This is a genomic window from Bradyrhizobium sp. Gha (assembly GCF_900113735.1).
GTDB lineage: Bacteria > Pseudomonadota > Alphaproteobacteria > Rhizobiales > Xanthobacteraceae > Bradyrhizobium.
The window spans coordinates 1-16180 of sequence record NZ_FOQM01000036.1; the positions used below are offsets into that span (position 1 = coordinate 1).

A 16180-nucleotide genomic window follows, 5' to 3' on the forward strand; every position below is an offset into this window, starting at 1 on the left:
GCATAACTCTCGCCCGTTCGCGCCTGTGCCTTGCGCTTCAGCTCTGCCAACAGCTTCAAAAGGTCCGCAATGTCGCCGGCTTTCACGCTGTGTCTCGACATCTTCTCGCCCTTGCCCGGCGACAGCGATGTAACCAGCCATGTCGAACGGCTCAGTTCCAATGACACAAAAATTGCGCCAAACTGTGTGCGGATAGCGGCCAGTCCGGCGGAAGGATGATCGAGCAACATCGTCGTCTCCAGGTTGGTGTGTTAGCAACCTCAGTCTGGCCTCAGACCAGGTCGCTATCCACTCCCCATGGAATCTTCGCTTGCAATGACGGGAGGAAGACGTCGCGCTTTCCATCTGTTACTATTCTGCGAAAGCAGGCGAATGGGAGTTCGCATGAGGGTGCTCGTGATCGGCGCAGACGCGCTTGGCGGCTACTATGGAGCCTGCCTCGTCCGCGCGGGCGGCGACGTGACCTTTCTGGTGCGACCCGGGCGGGCTGAGCAATTGCGGCGGAACGGGCTGCGGATCGTGAGCCCGCATGGCGAGTTTGCCGTGCAGCCGAAAATCGTGATGGCGAATGAGCTCAAGGAGCCTTTCGACGTCGTGCTCGTCGGCGTGAAGGCCTATTCGCTCGACGATGCGATGGCCCAGTTTGCCCCGGCCGTCGGCGCGAGCACCATGGTTCTGCCTGTTCTCAACGGGTTGAAACATATCGAGGCTCTGACCGCACGATTTGGCGCAGGCTGCGTGCTCGGCGGGCTTGCCAATGTCAGCGCTGGGCTGGATGCGGACGGCCGCGTCGTTCAGTTCATGACGAACCAGACCATCGTCTTCGGCGAGACCACGGGCTCGCTCAGTGAGCGCACGCTTGCTTTGGAAAAACTGCTCAACGTCCCCGGGATCGACGTGCGCGCCAGCGAAGCGATCATGCAGGACATGTGGGAGAAGTTCGTCCAGCTCTCGACGCTCGCCGGCATCACGTGCCTCATGCGCGCCAGCATTGGCGACATCCTGGCTGTGCCGAACGGCGAGCAATCGATCTTCCGCCTGTTCGCGGAGTGCTGCACCGTTGCGACCGCCTCGGGTTTTGAGCCGCGCGCGCCTTTCATCGAGTTCGACCGAAAACTGTTCACGACCCTGGACTCGCCGCTCAAGGCCTCGATGCTGCGCGACATCGAGCGTGGCTCGATGACCGAGTCTGAGCATATTCTGGGCGATATGGCCAATCGGGCCCGCGCGCTCGGCATCGAAACCTCCTTGCTGGATCTCGCCCGTGCGCATGTCGCGGCCTACGAGGTGGGACGCCGCAGAGCTTCAGCCTAGCTCGCTTCCATCAACGTCAGATCCGGATCGGCCCGCTCGGTCGACCAGAATTGCATCACACAGCGAAGTCCACCGGGATTGAAATCCAGGTTCACCGACCAGCCGGCTTCGCCGGCGAACATCCCGGTGATCATCTTCGTTCCGAAGCCGCGACGCGTGGGCTTGCGGACCAGCGGACCTTCTCGCTCAGCCCAGCACAAGCGAACGAGGCTTGTCTCGTCGACCGTCCAGGATATTTGCAGCTTCCCCGACGGGACCGAGAACGCGCCATATTTCGCGGCGTTCGTGCTGAGCTCCTGGAGCGCGGCTGAGATTGCCAGAGCGAGCTTGGGCGGCAACAGGATATCTGGACCATCGATCTCGAGACGCTCGGGACCTGCGTAGGGGGCCAGCGTCTGCTTGATGATGGACACCAGGCTCACGCCAACCCAGTTGTTTTCAGTGAGGAGATTGTAGGCGTGCGAAAGCGCCAGAAGACGGCCTTCGAATGCGGCGGCGTATTCGTCGAGGTCGTTTGAACTTGCACGGGACAGGCGCGCGATCGACTGGACGGTCCCGAGCGTGTTCTTGACCCGGTGATTGATCTCGTCCAGCAGCGCCTTCTGCTGCTTCAGGGCGCCGGCGAGTTCGCTTCCGACGTGATGCAGGACCTTCTTCATCCGGTTGACTTCGCTGATCGTGCCCAGCTTTGGCGCCAGGACACCCGAGCGCAAACCGGCAACATATCGTTCGAGATCGGCGAACTCGGCCAGGAAGCGGCGCGACAGCAATCGCGCCAGCGCCAATCCCAGGGCGAACGTTAAAAGAGTCAGCGCAACGATCCACTCGGCTGTCCGATGCAGCGGGCCATCGATGACCTCGCGAGGAACGGCAAGATTGATCGACCAACCGCTTTGACTGGATCGCAACATGGATGTGTAGGTCGGAACGCCCGTCCGCGACACGGCTTTGACCCACCAGGCGGAAGGTTGGCCGAGATGTGCCCTCACCTCCGGGATGGTTTGCCGGCCTACCAGGTCGTCACCATCGACCAAGGGACGCCGTGCCAGCAGGATTCCGTTCGCATCGGCTATGCTGCCGACCATTCCGGCGGAGACGTATTCGTCCATCAACGAGGACAGATATTTCGTCGATAGGCCGATGTTGAGCGCGTAACGGATGTCGCCGCCGATGCGGACCGGAACGGCGATGGTGACGATCGGCTGACCATCGACCACGGCGCGCTGAAGTCCGGACACCTGTGGTTGACCCGTTTCGATTGCCCGGCGCTCGACGTCGAATGCGACGCGCTTCGGCAGGTGTGAATCGAGTTCGAGGCGGGTGTTGACGACCTGCTGGCCATCTGGCGCGTAGAGGACAATGGCCACCCCGCCGATCAGCTTCACCGCCTCGATGGCGTGCTCTCTGAATTCCGCGAAATTCTGCCGCGAGAGCGAGGGGGAGAGAGCAAGGACCTGCAGATCCTCGATGATGTTCGCCACCCGAAGCTCCGCCGCATTGCGCATGAGGCGGAGCCTGTCTTCATAATCGGCCTTGGTGAGTTGGGAGGATTCCGCCACGAAATGATAGGCGAGAAAGGCCGCGCAGGCCGCGACGGGAATTGCGGTGATGAGCGCGAGCAGCAACAGATACGTTGAAACTGGCCAGGTCCGAAGGGATCGCCTCATCCATCTTCCGGTTCGACGCCGCAAGGCACGCACGCTCATCCCCCAAGCCACGCCTGCCGCGACAAGCTGATTCCCCTCAAGGTACCGGCTCGCTGGCAGCCAGCAACACACGGTTTGCTGGAACCAGCGGACGGAACTTTTGTTCCAAACTTTTGTTCCTCAACCCGCCCCAATCAGCGGAATCGCCTCGTCCCGCTCATAAAGATACAGCAGGCAACGCAGGGCTTCGCCGCGCTCGCCTTTCAGCTTCGGATCATCCTTCAGGATGCGCAGCGCCTCGTCACGCGCCTGGGTGATGAGCTGCCCGTGGACTTCCGAGCGCGCGATGCGGTAGCCGGGCAGGCCGCTCTGGCGGATGCCGAGCACGTCGCCTACGCCGCGCAGCTTCAGATCTTCCTCCGCGATGCGAAAACCGTCTGTGGTCTCCCGGATCACCTTCAGCCGCGCCTTCGACATTTCGCCGAGCGGCTCGCTGTAGAGCAAAATGCAGGTCGAAGCCTCCGAGCCGCGTCCGATGCGGCCGCGGAGCTGGTGCAGCTGGGCAAGCCCAAAACGCTCGGCGTTCTCGATCACCATGATGGTGGCGGCCGGCACGTCAACGCCGACCTCGACCACTGTCGTCGCGACCAGAAGGCCGATCTCATGGGCCGCGAACCGGCCCATGACGCGATCTTTCTCCGAGCCCTTCATCTGGCCGTGGACGAGGCCGACGCGGTCGCCGAAGCGCTTTTGCAGGCTCTCGAAACGTTTGGTCGCGTTGGTGAGATGCTCCGTGCCTTCGGCCTCCGATTCCTCGACCAGAGGACAGATCCAGTACACCAGCTTGCCTGATGCGAGTGCACGGCCGACCCCGTCCATGACCTCACCGAGCCGGCTCATCGCGACGGCACGGGTGTCGATCGGCTGGCGGCCTGCCGGCTTTTCGCGGAGCTCGGAGATGTCCATGTCGCCGAAATAGGTCAGCACCAGCGTGCGCGGGATTGGTGTGGCGCTCAGCACCAGCACGTCGACCGCTTCGCCCTTCGAGGTCAGCGCCAACCGCTCGCGGACACCAAAGCGGTGTTGCTCGTCGACGATGGCAAGCGCGAGATCGTGGAAGATCACATCGTCCTGGATCAGCGCATGGGTGCCGACGAGCAGATCGATCTCGCCGGCTTCGAGTTGCGCTAACAGCTCGCGCCGCTCCTTGCCCTTCTCCCGGCCTGTGAGGATCGCGACCCGAAGGCTGGCGCGCTCGGCGAGCGGAGCAATGGTCTTGATGTGCTGGCGCGCCAGGATTTCGGTGGGGGCCATCAGCGCGGCTTGCTTGCCGACCTCGGCCACCGCCGCAGCCGCGAGCAGCGCCACCACGGTCTTGCCGGAGCCGACGTCGCCCTGAAGCAGACGGAGCATGCGCACGGGCTGCTTCAGGTCGTCGGCGATGGCCGCCGCGGCGTTACGCTGGGAGGGCGTCAACGCATAAGGCAGCGCATCGATGATCTTGTTGCGCAGATGACCGTCACCGGCGTTGCGCACGCCGGCGGGACGGCGCAGCTGGGCGCGGATCAAAGCGAGCGCGAGCTGCCCGGCGAGCAGTTCGTCGAAGGCGAGGCGGGACCAGTAACGTCGGTCAGGCAGGATATCCGTGAGCTCGACCGGCTGATGCACGCGCTGGAACGCTTCCGTGACAGGCGGGAAATCGCAGCGTCGCAGCACCTCCGGGCTGATCCATTCCGGCAACGCCGGCAGCTTCTGCAATGCCTGCGCGACCGCGCGGCGGAGCGAGCCGAGTGCAAGGCCCTCGGTGAGGGGATAGACGGGATCAATCCCTGAGAGCTTTGAGATCGCCTCCTCGTCGAGGACGCGGTCGGGATGCACGATCTGCGGGATGCCGTCATACATTTGCAGCGTGCCGGAGACGAAGCGCTTCTCGCCCAATGGCAGCAGCTTCTCGACATAGCCGGGCTTGGCGCGGAAGAACGTCAGCACGACGTCGCCGGTGTCGTCGCTGGCATAGACCAGATAGGGTGCGCGTGAATTGCGCGGTGGAGGCGGGCGGTGGCGGTCGACGGTGACCTCCAGCGTCACCATGGTTCCCTGGACCGCGTCGCGGATTTTCGGGCGCGCGCGGCGGTCGATGACCTGGCTCGGCAGATGCAGCAAGAGATCCACCAGCCGCGGCGTCTCGCTCCGGCTGAGCAGGTATCGCAGCAGCTTGTCCTGCTTCGGACCGACGCCGGGCAGGCTGGTCACGGGAGCAAACAGCGGATTGAGCAGGCTGGGGCGCATGGGAGCGAATCTAGGATCGTTTCGGCCCGTCATGCCCGGCTTTATCCCGGGCATCCACGTCTTTTTTCGAAGCGCCCCGCACGGGTGCGGCCATGCCAAATCGAGGGCTGACACGCAGGGCCCGAGTGGCTATATCACCCCGGCCCGGCACGTCCGGGCTTTCGGCGTTTGACTGGATTTGAGACATGACGGGAACGACACGATCGAGCAACGGGCTGGACGACCGCCGCAAGCGGCTTCTGTTCCGCTGCTGGCACCGCGGCACGCGCGAGATGGATTTGATCCTCGGCCGCTTTGCCGATGCCGAGATCGGTAACCTGTCTGATGCGGAACTGACCGAGCTCGAGACCCTGCTCGAGGTCAATGATCCCGATCTCTATGCCGCCATCACCGGTGACAAGCTGCTGCCAGCCGACGTCACCGGTGCGCTGTTTACCCGGATCAAGGCCTATCCGATCGCGGACGGCAGCGTATGAAGCAGGGCATGAAATCTCCGGCCGAGCTGCTGACGCCCGGCCGGGCGCTGACGCTTGCCAATGTCGCCGAGGGCGCCGAAGGCCTCATCGTCTCGGATCTGGCGCGCGCCATCGCGGCGCGGCCGAAGAAGCCAGCCGTCAGCCTCGCGGTGGTCTGTCGCGACGGCGGACGGATGCAACAGCTCGAACGCGCGCTGCAATTCTTTGCGCCTGATCTGCCGGTGCTGACCTTTCCGGCTTGGGACTGCCAGCCCTACGACCGCGTCTCGCCGCATGGCGGCATCCTGGCGCAGCGCCTGACGACGCTGGCGCGCCTTGCCGCGCTCACCGGCAGCGACAAGCCGCTGATCGTGCTGACCACCGTGAACGCCGTCGTGCAGCGCGTGCCCGCGCGCGAGCTGGTCGCAGCGCAGGCGCTGTCGGTCGCGCCCGGCAATGTCGTGCCGATGGACACCATCGTCGCCTGGCTGGAGCACAACGGCTACAACCGCTCCTCCACCGTACGCGAGCCCGGCGAATACGCCGTGCGCGGCGGCATCCTCGATCTGTTTCCGGCCGGCCTCGAACAGCCCGTTCGTTTCGACTTCTTCGGCGACAGCCTGGAATCGATCCGCTCCTTCGATGCCGAGACCCAGCGCACGCTGCTCGACATGCGCTCGCTCGATCTGGTGCCGATCTCCGAGTTCCAGCTCGTCACCGACACGATCAGACGCTTCCGTATGGGCTATGTCGCCGAGTTCGGCGCGCCCGAGCGCGATGATGCGCTCTACGAGGCGGTCAGCGAGGGCCGTCGCCACCCCGGCATGGAGCACTGGCTGCCGCTGTTCCAGGACCGGATGGACACGCTGTTCGACTATCTGCAGGGCGCGGCCGTTGCGATCGAGCCGCAGGCCGAGGACGCCGTCCGCGAACGCTTCAAGCAGATCCAGGACTATTACGAGGCCCGCCGCGACGCGATGGAGCATCCGGGCGGCGGTGCCATCTACAAGCCGCTGCCGCCCGATCGGCTCTATCTGACCGACGAAGAGTGGACCAGACGGGAACGCGACGTGCCGCTGATCCGGCTGACGGCGTTCTCGGTGCCGAGCGACGGCACCAGCGTGTTCGATGCCGGTGCCCGCAAGGGCCGCGATTTTGCGCCTGAACGTAACGACAGCACGGTCAACGTGTTTGAGTCCGTCGTCAGCCACGTCATGGCGCTGCAGGCGCAGCGCAAGAAGGTCGTGATCGCGCTCTGGAGCGAAGGCTCGCGCGACCGCATGACCTCGATGCTGCGCGACCACAAGCTGGCTCACACCACCAGCGTCAACAGCTGGCGCACGGTGCAGGCGACCCCGCGCAACGAGACCATGCTCGCGGTGCTTGGGCTCGAGAGCGGCTTCGAGACCGACGAGATCGCCGTCATCAGCGAGCAGGACATTCTCGGCGACCGCCTCGTGCGGCCGCGCAAGGCCAGCCGCAAGCTCGACAATTTCATCTCGGAGGTGACGAGCCTCACTGCCGGCGACATCGTCGTTCACGTCGATCACGGCATCGGCCGCTTCATTGGCTTGCAAACGCTCGACGTCGCCGGCGCGCCGCATGATTGTCTCGAGCTGCATTATGCCGCCGAAACAAAACTGTTTCTGCCGGTCGAGAACATCGAGCTGCTGTCGCGCTACGGCTCCGACCAGACCACGGTCGAGCTCGATCGTCTGGGCGGTTCCGGCTGGCAGACGCGAAAAGCAAAACTCAAGAACCGCATCCGCGAGATCGCGGGCGAGCTGATCAAGATCGCCGCCGCGCGCCATTTGCACGAGGCGCCCAAGCTACCGGTGCAGCAGGGCCTCTATGACGAGTTCTGCGCGCGGTTCCCCTATGACGAGACCGAGGACCAGCTCTCCGCCATCGAGTCCACCCTGAAGGATCTCGAGCTCGGCCGTCCCATGGATCGGCTGATCTGCGGCGACGTCGGCTTCGGCAAGACCGAGGTTGCGCTCCGGGCAGCGTTCGCCGTTGCGCTCGAAGGCAAGCAGGTTGCTGTCGTGGTGCCGACCACGCTTCTGGCGCGCCAGCACGCCAAAACCTTCACCGAGCGATTCAAGGGCTTTCCGGTGAACGTGGCGCAGGCCTCGCGCCTGATCGCGACCAAGGAGCTGAACCTGGTCAAGAAGGGCATTGCCGACGGCTCCGTCGATATCGTCGTCGGCACCCATGCGCTGCTCGGCAAGGCAATCAAGTTCCGCGACCTCGGCCTCGTCATCGTCGACGAGGAGCAGCATTTCGGCGTCACGCACAAGGAGCGGTTGAAGGCGTTGCGTTCCGAGGTCCACGTCCTGACGCTGTCGGCAACGCCGATCCCGCGCACGCTGCAATTGGCGCTCACGGGCGTCCGCGAACTCTCGATCATCGCCTCGCCCCCGGTCGACCGTCTCGCCGTCCGCACCTTCGTCGCCCCGCATGATCCGCTGATGATCCGCGAGGCGCTGCTGCGCGAGCGCTATCGCGGCGGCCAGGCCTTCTACGTGGTGCCGCGCATCGACGATCTCGCCGAGGTCAAGGACTTCCTCGACAAGAACGTGCCGGAGATGAAGGTCGCGGTCGCGCACGGGCAGATGCCGCCCGCCGTGATCGAGGACATCATGACCGCGTTCTACGACGGCAAGTTCGACATCCTGCTGTCGACCACGATCGTGGAATCCGGCCTGGATATCCCCAACGCCAACACGCTGATCGTGCATCGTGCCGACATGTTCGGCCTTGCACAGCTTTACCAGCTCCGCGGCCGTGTCGGCCGTTCCAAGCTCAGAGCCTATGCGTTGTTCACGCTCCCGGCGCAGCAGAACATCACGGCGCAGGCCGAGCGCCGGCTCACCGTGCTGCAATCGCTGGAGACGCTGGGTGCGGGCTTCCAGCTCGCCTCGCACGACCTCGATATCCGCGGCGCCGGCAATTTGCTCGGCGAAGAGCAGTCCGGCCACATCAAGGAAGTCGGCTTCGAGCTCTACCAGTCGATGCTGGAAGAAGCGATCGTCAACCTCAAGGCCGGCGTGTCCGAGCCCGCCGCCGATCGCTGGTCGCCGACCATCACCATCGGCATGCCTGTGCTCATTCCGGAGGATTATGTCGGCGATCTCTCGGTGCGGCTGTCGCTGTATCGGCGTCTCGCCGATCTCGACAGCGAGGAGGAAATCGAGAATTTTGGCGCCGAGATGCGCGATCGTTTCGGAGTGCTGCCGGATGAAGTCCGCTATCTCTTCAAGGTCGCCGCGATCAAGGCGTTCTGCCGCCAGGCAAATGTCGAGAAGATCGATGCGGGCCCGAAGGGCGCCGTGATCACCTTCCGCGACAATTCCTTCGCCTATCCCGATCGCCTGGTGTCGTTCATCAAGAGCCACGGCCAGGCCGCCAAGGTGCGGCCCGACATGAAGGTGGTGTTCCTGCAGGACTGGGAGACGCCGGAGGAGCGCCTCGCCGGCACCACCGAAATCATGCGGCAATTGGCGCAGCTCGCGAAGAGCAAGAAGGCGGCGTAGCTTCCGTGGTATTCCGCAGCCGGCGCAGCACGATACCGCTGTGCCGCGCCAAGCACCGCGCGCGATGCGATCCGTTGATCACCTCTCCAAAAGCACGATGACCAATATTGCGACCGGCACCAGGCCGAGCCCCACCACGCCAATTGTAAAAAGTCGCTCGTTTTCGAAGGCTCGTCTCAGATTTCGATGCATCATCATGTGTCTCGCACGCCAACATGGCTATGCTTTGCAACCACAGCATGCTCCGCGTAAACACGCCTTCGCAAGCAAAAATTGAGATGGCGAAAATGGCCAGTGAAACGACAACAAATTCAGATGCGGCATTGGCCAAGCGGCACAAGCAATCAGCGATCATCGGCCGCCTCACCGTTGCGGGATTCGTCGCGATGCGCAGCGGCTATCCTCGCAAGCACATCGGTGCGGTGTTTGAAGAGCTTCTGGTCTGCCTGGCGATTCGTGTCGCCGACGATCTCGGCGCGCCACCGCTGAACGCGTCGGAGCTGTCCAAGCGACTAGGCCTGCCGCGGTCGAACGTGCGTCGCTGCCTCGACGCCCTGGTCGGCGAAGGGGTCATCCGGAAAGAGGGGGAGCATGGCTACAGGGGCGAGATGGATTGGCTGACATCTCGTATTGACGCGGACTATTTTCTGAAGATCCGTGACGCGATCATTTGCGCAGCCGACGAACTGAAGGCGCTTGAGGCGACTATCACCTGAGACTGGGGGCGCGGGCCTTCGTCGCGGGAAGGATTACGACGCTGCCCGTGACGCATCCGCCGACAGCCGGGCCAACAACGACCGTGCCGTATCTGACGGTGACAGCGAATCCACGGAGACCACGGGATCGCTGCGCATCTCGTGCTTGCCGTTCGAGGTGTGCTTCATGACCGCCGAGAGGCGGCGGGCGATCATGTGTGCCGTGCGGAAGTCGGTCTCGGCGAACACCACGATCACTGAGCCGTCCTTCTGCGCCACGCCAAAGTCCATCTGCCGCATCAGGCGGCTGAGGATGCGCGCGGCATCGAGTTGCGCGCGGGGATTACCGGGATCGAAGGCGAAACGCGCCACCGACAGGCCGCCGCCGCGCGCGAGAGTCTGCTCCACGGCCTTTGAAAAATCGCGGGCGAAGGCTTCCACCGTCAAGAGACCGCTGCGCGGATCGAGCCAGCCGCCGGCGTCGATCGAGCGCAGCGTGCGGCTGAGTTGCGCCTCCATCGCGTGCTGGCGAATGAGCGGCAGCGCATTCGCGGCGACCTTGCCGGGCTCGCCCGCGATCAGCTCGAGATTGGGCAGATCGTAGCTCCGGGTCAGCTGGTGCGCCGTGACCACCACGGGCAGATTGCGGAAGCGGGTGTCCTCCGCGAGCACCGTGAGGAAGGCATCAGTGACGCGCGGGGTGAAACCGTCTGACAGCAAGACGCCGTCGATGTCGCGGGTGTTGAGGTGCTTTGCGGCGGCCTCGATCGAGAGCGCGCCGACGACGCCGGTGCGTTCGCCAAGCGCGACTGAGAGCGCAGGGTAGGCGGCGCCACGGCCGATCAGGAGCACGATGCCATCGCGCACCGGGTCGGTCTCCGGCAGCGCGACTTTCGTCTCCGGCAGGCGGCGCAGCACCGTGGCGTGCAGCGTGCGGACCCGGATCGCCGCGCGCAGGCGTGCGATCAGGCGTTCGGCGGTATTGCCGCGCGTGGAGAACGGCAGCGCGTTGTGAGGCAGCGACCCCTGTGCATCCAGCGCGACCAGCGGAAGATAAAGCGGCTGACCGGCGATTGTCTTCGCCAGCAGCGGCATATGGGGTTCGTGGCCGCCGGACATCGCGGCGAGGACGGCGGCCGGCTGCACCTGCTCGACGGCACGCGCGGCGCTGGCCCAATCGCTGTCGACGACCGGAAAGAGACGGGCCTCGTCCAGCGCTGCAATGAAGGCGGGGCGCTCCGCATCGGACACAAACAGAATGGGGCCCGTCTGGGACATCAAAAAACTCGGATCACGCAATCGATGCCGCGCAATCTAGTCCGGCCGCCTTAATGTAGCGTCAATGTATGAGGCGAAACTGCGCCTAGACCGACCCGGAACGGTCGCGAAAGGCCTCGACCATCAGGGGGTTAAGCCCGAGTTCGCTGAGCGCCTCACGGGCGCGGGCATTGTCTTGGGCCCGGCCAGCCAGGCGATGACCGGAGAGGCGGTCGGGCAGGGCCGTGAGCAGTGCGCCCTGGCCGAGGCGGCGGGCCCATTCCTGGAGGTCGTTGGAGAGAAAGCGATAGCCGCCGACGGCCATAATGCCTGATGGCGGCGCGGTAATGCAGATCGCGCCGCTGGCGCGGTCGATCCGCGCGGCATAGCCGGTGTCGACATAATCGCGCGGTGGTTGTGCGGTCAGCGTCTCGCCGAGCGGCTGTGGCGGCGCATAGGCCGCGATCGGTACCATGGGGCCGCGAAGGCCGAGCGTGCCCTTCGGGGTCAGCAGGATCTCGCCTGCGATCGAGGACCCCGACTGCTCCCGCGGAGCGCCGTGCGGGCCGGGCATGACCGTGACAGGCATGCCGTCTTCGCCGCGCCTTGCGCCGAACAGGCCGGCCTCGCCGAACAGATAGACGTCCGTGAGCGGCGCATGTGGTGCGGTCCAGGCTTCGCTTGCCGCCACCTGCTCCGGCGCGCGCCAGAGCCCGAGGACGTTCCGCAAGGTCGGCATCCGCGCGGCGAGGCCGGAATCGCCAAGCCGCAGCGCGAACTGTGCCGGCGCGATCAGCACGTCGCATTCGTGCTCGTTGATCTGCTGCTCCAGCACCTCGCTCTCGAACGGATGATGCAGCGCCAGTGCGCCGCCGCAGAGCAGCCAAACCGCGAGCGAGGAGGCGAGGCCGGCGAACGACATCGGCGTGAAGGCCGACATCACGGTTGCGCCCTGCTGGATGTCGGCTTCCAGCGACATCGCGAGCCCTCCCGCGATCAGGCTGAAATGCGGCCGGGGCACCGGGCGAAAGCCCTCCGCCGTGACATCGAAGGAGATCATCGCCGCCTTGCGGCCGTCCTGGATCACGGCGCGCGTGGTGCCGGGCGGCCGCGCCAGCACGTCGTCGAGCGAGGCCATGCCTTCGGGCAGTTCAGCCCCGAAGCCGAAGACGTGGCGGATCGAGAAGGCTTCGGCCGCTGCATGCATCGCAAGGTCGGCATAGCTGACGCCGTCGACCTTGCTCATGGTGACGATGGCGCGCGCCGCGGTGCGGTTGAGCGCGGCCGCAAGTTCCGCCTGCCGCCACAGCAGCGGCAACACGGCGACCACGAGGCCGGCGCGATGGGCGGCGAGCACCGTCAGCACGAATTCGACCGTCGCGGGCAGCTGGATTGCGATCACCGAATTGGCGGGCAGGCCCGATTCGACGAAATGCGCCGACAGCGCCTCGATGAAGGTGTCGGCTTCGGCATAGGTCAGCCGCCGTGGCTGGTGGCCGGTGATGCGGAATTTGTTGAGGGGATCGAGCAGAGCGGGCGCGTGCGGCTGCCGCATCAGCGTCCGCTGGAACAGCGTGTCGAGCGTCGGCGATACGGCTGGCTGGTTCACGGCGTCACTTCGCTGGACTGGCTTGAGGCTCACCCTTCGCCCACCAGGTCTCCGGCAGATAGCCCGAAAGCGCGGTGGTCGATGGTCGTTCTATCCGATTCCAGCGTGCGATCCATTGCTCGGATACGTTAAACAGGGGGATTGTGTAGAAGCCCGCGATCAAGGCACGGTCGAGCGCCCGTACCGCGGAGACAAAATCCGTATGATCACGGGCCTCCAGCAGCGCCTTGATCATGGCATCGACCGCGCGGTCCTTGGCGCCCATGTAGTTGCGGGTGCCCGGACTGTCCGCGGCCGCGCTGCCCCAGTAGAAATATTGCTCGTTGCCGGGCGACAGCGACTGATCCCAGCGGTTCTCGATCATATCGAACTCGTAGGCCAGCCGGCGCTGATCGAACTGCACGGGATCGACGGCGCGCACGCTTGCCTCGATGCCGGCGCGCTTGAGGTCACGCTGGAACGCGAGCGCGATGCGCTCCTGGTCGCGGGTCATCACCAGCATCTCGAAGGTGAACGGCGCCTGGGTCGCGCGGTTGCGCAACACCGTGCCGTCGAGATCGTAACCGGCGTCGGACAGCAGTTTCAGCGCTGCGCGCAACGTGGTGCGGTCGCGCCCGGAGCCGTCGGTGACGGGAAGGCGGTAGCTGCCATCCATGATGTCCGCAGGGATCTGCGCGGTAAAGGGTTTGAGCAGCTCACGCTCGCGCGCATCCGCAGGGCGTGCATAGGCCGACAGGTCGGAGCCCGCGAAATAGCCGGCGACGCGTGAATAGAGCGAGAAGAAATAGTTGCGGTTGACCAGCTCGAAATCGAACAACAACGTCAGCGCCTGGCGCACGCGGATGTCGGCGAATACGGGACGCCTCGTGTTGAACACCAGGAATTCCGAGGGCTGCGGCACGCCTGGCTTGATGGTGTCGCGGATCACGTCGCCGTTTTTGGCGGCCGGGAAATCGTAACCGTCGTGCCAGCGCAGCGGCTCGTTCTCGACGCGGAAATCATAGAGGCCGCGCTTGAACGCTTCGAACTGGCCGTTGGCCTCGCGATAATAGTCGAGCCGGACCTCGTCGAAATTGAAGAGGCCGCGATTGACCGGTAGATCGCGGCCCCAATAATCGGGATTGCGCGTCAGCGTCACGCTGACGCCGGGCTTCACCGCTGTGACGCGGTACGGGCCCGAGGCGATCGGCCCTGACAACGTCGTCTCCTCGAAGGTCGCGACATCGACCGCGTGCTTCGGCAGGATCGGCATCAGGCCGAGGATCAGAGGCAATTCGCGGTCATCGGCGCCGGTGAGGTCGAAACGGACGGTGAGGGGATCGGTCGCCTCGACTTTGGCGACCTTGGCGTAATACTGCCTGAGATTGGGACGGCCATGGTCGCGCAGGAGCTGCCAGGAGAACAGCACGTCCTCTGCCATGACCTGCTTGCCGTCCGAGAAGCGGGCGCGGGGATCGATGTGGAAGGTGACGTAGCTCCGCTCGTCATTGGTCTCGACGGATTTGGCGAGCAGGCCGTAGAGCGTGAACGGCTCGTCCTGGCCGCGCGTCAGAAGACTCTCGACCACGTAGCTTCGGATCGGCTGGACCGCCAATCCCTTCACGATGAACGGATTGAGGCTGTCGAAGGTGCCCAGGATACCCCATGTCAGGCGGCCGCCCTTGGGGGCATCGGGATTGGCGTAGGGCATGTGGGTGAAATCATCCGGCAATGCCGGCTTGCCGTGCATGGCGATCGCATCCGCTTCCTCGGCCCTCGCTGCGTTCGCTGACAGGCTCGCGGTGAGGACCTGTATCGCAAGGACCAAAACAAGGCTGCAGAGACGGGCGCCGCAGCCCTTGCGCAGGCGCTGGAACATGAACATTCGTACACGCTGATTCGAGGACCGCCGGACCTGAATCCTATCACAGGGATTTCACTGGGCGCCGGCCTGGATGTGGCCAAAGACGCTTGTCGGCATTGATCTTTTCGTCGACCACGTTATGAAGGCACGCAATCGCGCAAGAGCGCCGAGCCCGTCACTTATCTGCCTCAATTGACGGGGAGAGAGCCGCGCCCAAGGCGGCTTGGTTCGGTGCATCGGAGCGGTTCGGGCAATTCCCGTTCAGAAAGGGTTTTCTGCAATGAATTTCCGTTATTTGGCCGCGTCCGTCCGACCGCGCGGGCGAGTTCTCGCTCTGTTGACGGCGACGGCATTGGTCATTCCGTTTGCCGCCGAAGCCCAGACCCCTCCACCGGCCGCGCCGAAAGCCAAGGCCGCACCAAAGGCGGCCCCCAAGGCTCCGGCCCCGGCGCCCGCGCCGGCTCCCCAGGCCCAGCAGGCTCCGGCCCAGCAGGGCGCGCCAGCGGCGCAGGGCGCTCCGCCCGCGGATCAGCAGATCCAGCTGATCTACGCTCCCTGGACCAAGTTCTGCCTGAAGGGCCAGGACGCCAATGCCAAGCAGGTTTGCTTCACCGGCAAGGACGGCCGCATCGAATCGGGTCAGCCGGTCATCGCCGCCGTCATCATCGAGCCCGAAGGCGAGCCGAAGAAGATCCTGCGCGTGACGCTGCCGCTCGGCATGCAGCTCGTGCACGGCACCCGCATCATCGTCGACAACAACCCGCCGCTGCAGAGCCCGTATGTGATCTGCTTCCAGAACGGCTGCATGTCCGACTACGAGGCGACGCCCGAACTCATCAACAACATGAAGAAGGGCCAGAACCTCGTGGTGCAGGCGATCAACGCCAACGGTGCGCCGCTGACCCTGCCGCTGCCGCTCGCCGGCGAATTCCAGAAAGCCTATGACGGTCCGCCGACCGATCCGAAGGTGTTCGAGGAAACCCAGAAGAAGCTCCAGGAAGAGCTTCAGAAGAAGGCTGAAGAGCAGCGCAAGAAGCTCGAGCAGCAGGGCGGAGCGCCGGGTACACCCGGTGCAGCGCCGGCGGCCCAGAAGTAATCGGGCTCAAATCCCTGACATGAAAAAGGCGCTTGGTTCGAGCGCCTTTTTTGTTGCCCAGGTGTTTTATTGGCCAGGTGTTCTAGCTAGTTCAGCGAGGGATTGCGCGGGCGGTAGCCGCCATCCTTGTTCTTGATGAAGATCTCGGCGACCTGGGAATGGCGGATCGGTTCGCCTGATTCGTCGGGCAGCAGGTTCTGCTCGGAGACGTAGGCGACGTACTCAGATTCCGCGTTCTCCGCGAGCAGATGATAGAACGGCTGGTCCTTGTGGGGCCGTACTTCCTCGGGGATCGACAGCCACCACTCTTCGGTGTTGTTGAATTCCGGATCGATGTCGAAAATCACCCCCCGGAACGAGAAGATCCGGTGGCGAACGACCTGGCCGATCTGGAATTTGGCGGTCCGCGCTTTAATCATCCCCCGTCGATAGACCAGGAT

11 protein-coding genes and 1 pseudogene are annotated in these 16180 nt (G+C 64.5%); 5 read left to right on the forward strand and 7 right to left on the reverse strand.

Features of this window, described 5'->3' with window-relative positions; translation table 11 throughout:
* A pseudogene (locus tag BM222_RS31340) lies at positions 1–230 on the reverse strand (IS110 family transposase); the annotation flags it as partial.
* A 154-nt stretch (positions 231–384) separates the two neighbouring features.
* Here BM222_RS31340 and panE point away from each other — a divergent pair.
* The gene (panE, locus tag BM222_RS31345) at positions 385–1314 is read left to right on the forward strand and encodes a 2-dehydropantoate 2-reductase (protein WP_092237080.1); all 930 of its coding nucleotides are present in this window, start codon (positions 385–387) and stop codon (positions 1312–1314) included.
* Here panE and BM222_RS31350 read toward each other — a convergent pair.
* Both BM222_RS31350 and recG read right to left on the reverse strand, forming a co-directional pair.
* A complete protein-coding gene (locus tag BM222_RS31350; RefSeq protein ID WP_092237082.1) occupies positions 1311–2981 on the reverse strand; it encodes a sensor histidine kinase in 1671 nt (556 codons plus the stop codon). The two genes, panE and BM222_RS31350, sit on opposite strands and share 4 nt — an antisense overlap.
* Positions 2982–3140: 159 nt before the next feature.
* Positions 3141–5249: an ATP-dependent DNA helicase RecG gene (gene recG / locus BM222_RS31355; protein WP_092237083.1), complete on the reverse strand. Its 2109-nt coding sequence runs from the start codon at positions 5247–5249 to the stop codon at positions 3141–3143.
* A 185-nt stretch (positions 5250–5434) separates the two neighbouring features.
* Between recG and BM222_RS31360 the strand changes: the two genes are divergently transcribed.
* The 3 genes from BM222_RS31360 to BM222_RS31370 all read left to right on the forward strand — a co-directional run bounded on the left by BM222_RS31360 (position 5435) and on the right by BM222_RS31370 (position 9956).
* Entirely contained in the window at positions 5435–5725 is a 291-nt protein-coding gene (locus BM222_RS31360; RefSeq protein ID WP_092237086.1) for an FAD assembly factor SdhE, read from the forward strand.
* Positions 5722–9240, forward strand: coding sequence for a transcription-repair coupling factor (gene mfd, locus BM222_RS31365; RefSeq protein ID WP_092237087.1), 3519 nt, complete (start codon positions 5722–5724; stop codon positions 9238–9240). Before BM222_RS31360 ends, mfd begins: the two co-directional genes overlap by 4 nt.
* A gap of 287 nt (positions 9241–9527) precedes the next feature.
* Positions 9528–9956, forward strand: a complete 429-nt coding sequence (locus tag BM222_RS31370) for a helix-turn-helix domain-containing protein (RefSeq protein ID WP_244547334.1) — start codon at positions 9528–9530, stop codon at positions 9954–9956.
* Positions 9957–9989: 33 nt separating this feature from the next.
* Here the strand turns inward: BM222_RS31370 and BM222_RS31375 are convergent, their stop codons facing one another.
* The 3 genes from BM222_RS31375 to BM222_RS31385 form a co-directional block, all read right to left on the reverse strand.
* Complete coding sequence (locus BM222_RS31375) at positions 9990–11213, reverse strand: hypothetical protein (protein ID WP_092237093.1); 1224 nt, start codon at positions 11211–11213, stop codon at positions 9990–9992.
* An 85-nt stretch (positions 11214–11298) separates the two neighbouring features.
* Positions 11299–12801: a class I adenylate-forming enzyme family protein gene (locus tag BM222_RS31380; RefSeq protein ID WP_092237257.1), complete on the reverse strand. Its 1503-nt coding sequence runs from the start codon at positions 12799–12801 to the stop codon at positions 11299–11301.
* A gap of 4 nt (positions 12802–12805) precedes the next feature.
* On the reverse strand, positions 12806–14665 hold the full coding sequence (locus BM222_RS31385; RefSeq protein ID WP_092237096.1) for an extracellular solute-binding protein: 1860 nt from the start codon (positions 14663–14665) through the stop codon (positions 12806–12808).
* A gap of 259 nt (positions 14666–14924) precedes the next feature.
* Here BM222_RS31385 and BM222_RS31390 point away from each other — a divergent pair, with 259 nt between their 5' ends.
* Entirely contained in the window at positions 14925–15740 is an 816-nt protein-coding gene (locus BM222_RS31390; RefSeq protein ID WP_092237098.1) for an invasion associated locus B family protein, read from the forward strand.
* Between the two features lie 86 nt (positions 15741–15826).
* Here the strand turns inward: BM222_RS31390 and hspQ are convergent, their stop codons facing one another.
* Positions 15827–16159 carry a heat shock protein HspQ gene (gene hspQ, locus BM222_RS31395; protein ID WP_018317973.1) on the reverse strand — a complete coding sequence of 111 codons (333 nt, stop codon included), beginning with the start codon at positions 16157–16159 and terminating at the stop codon, positions 15827–15829.
* Between the last annotated feature and the right edge of the window lie 21 nt (positions 16160–16180).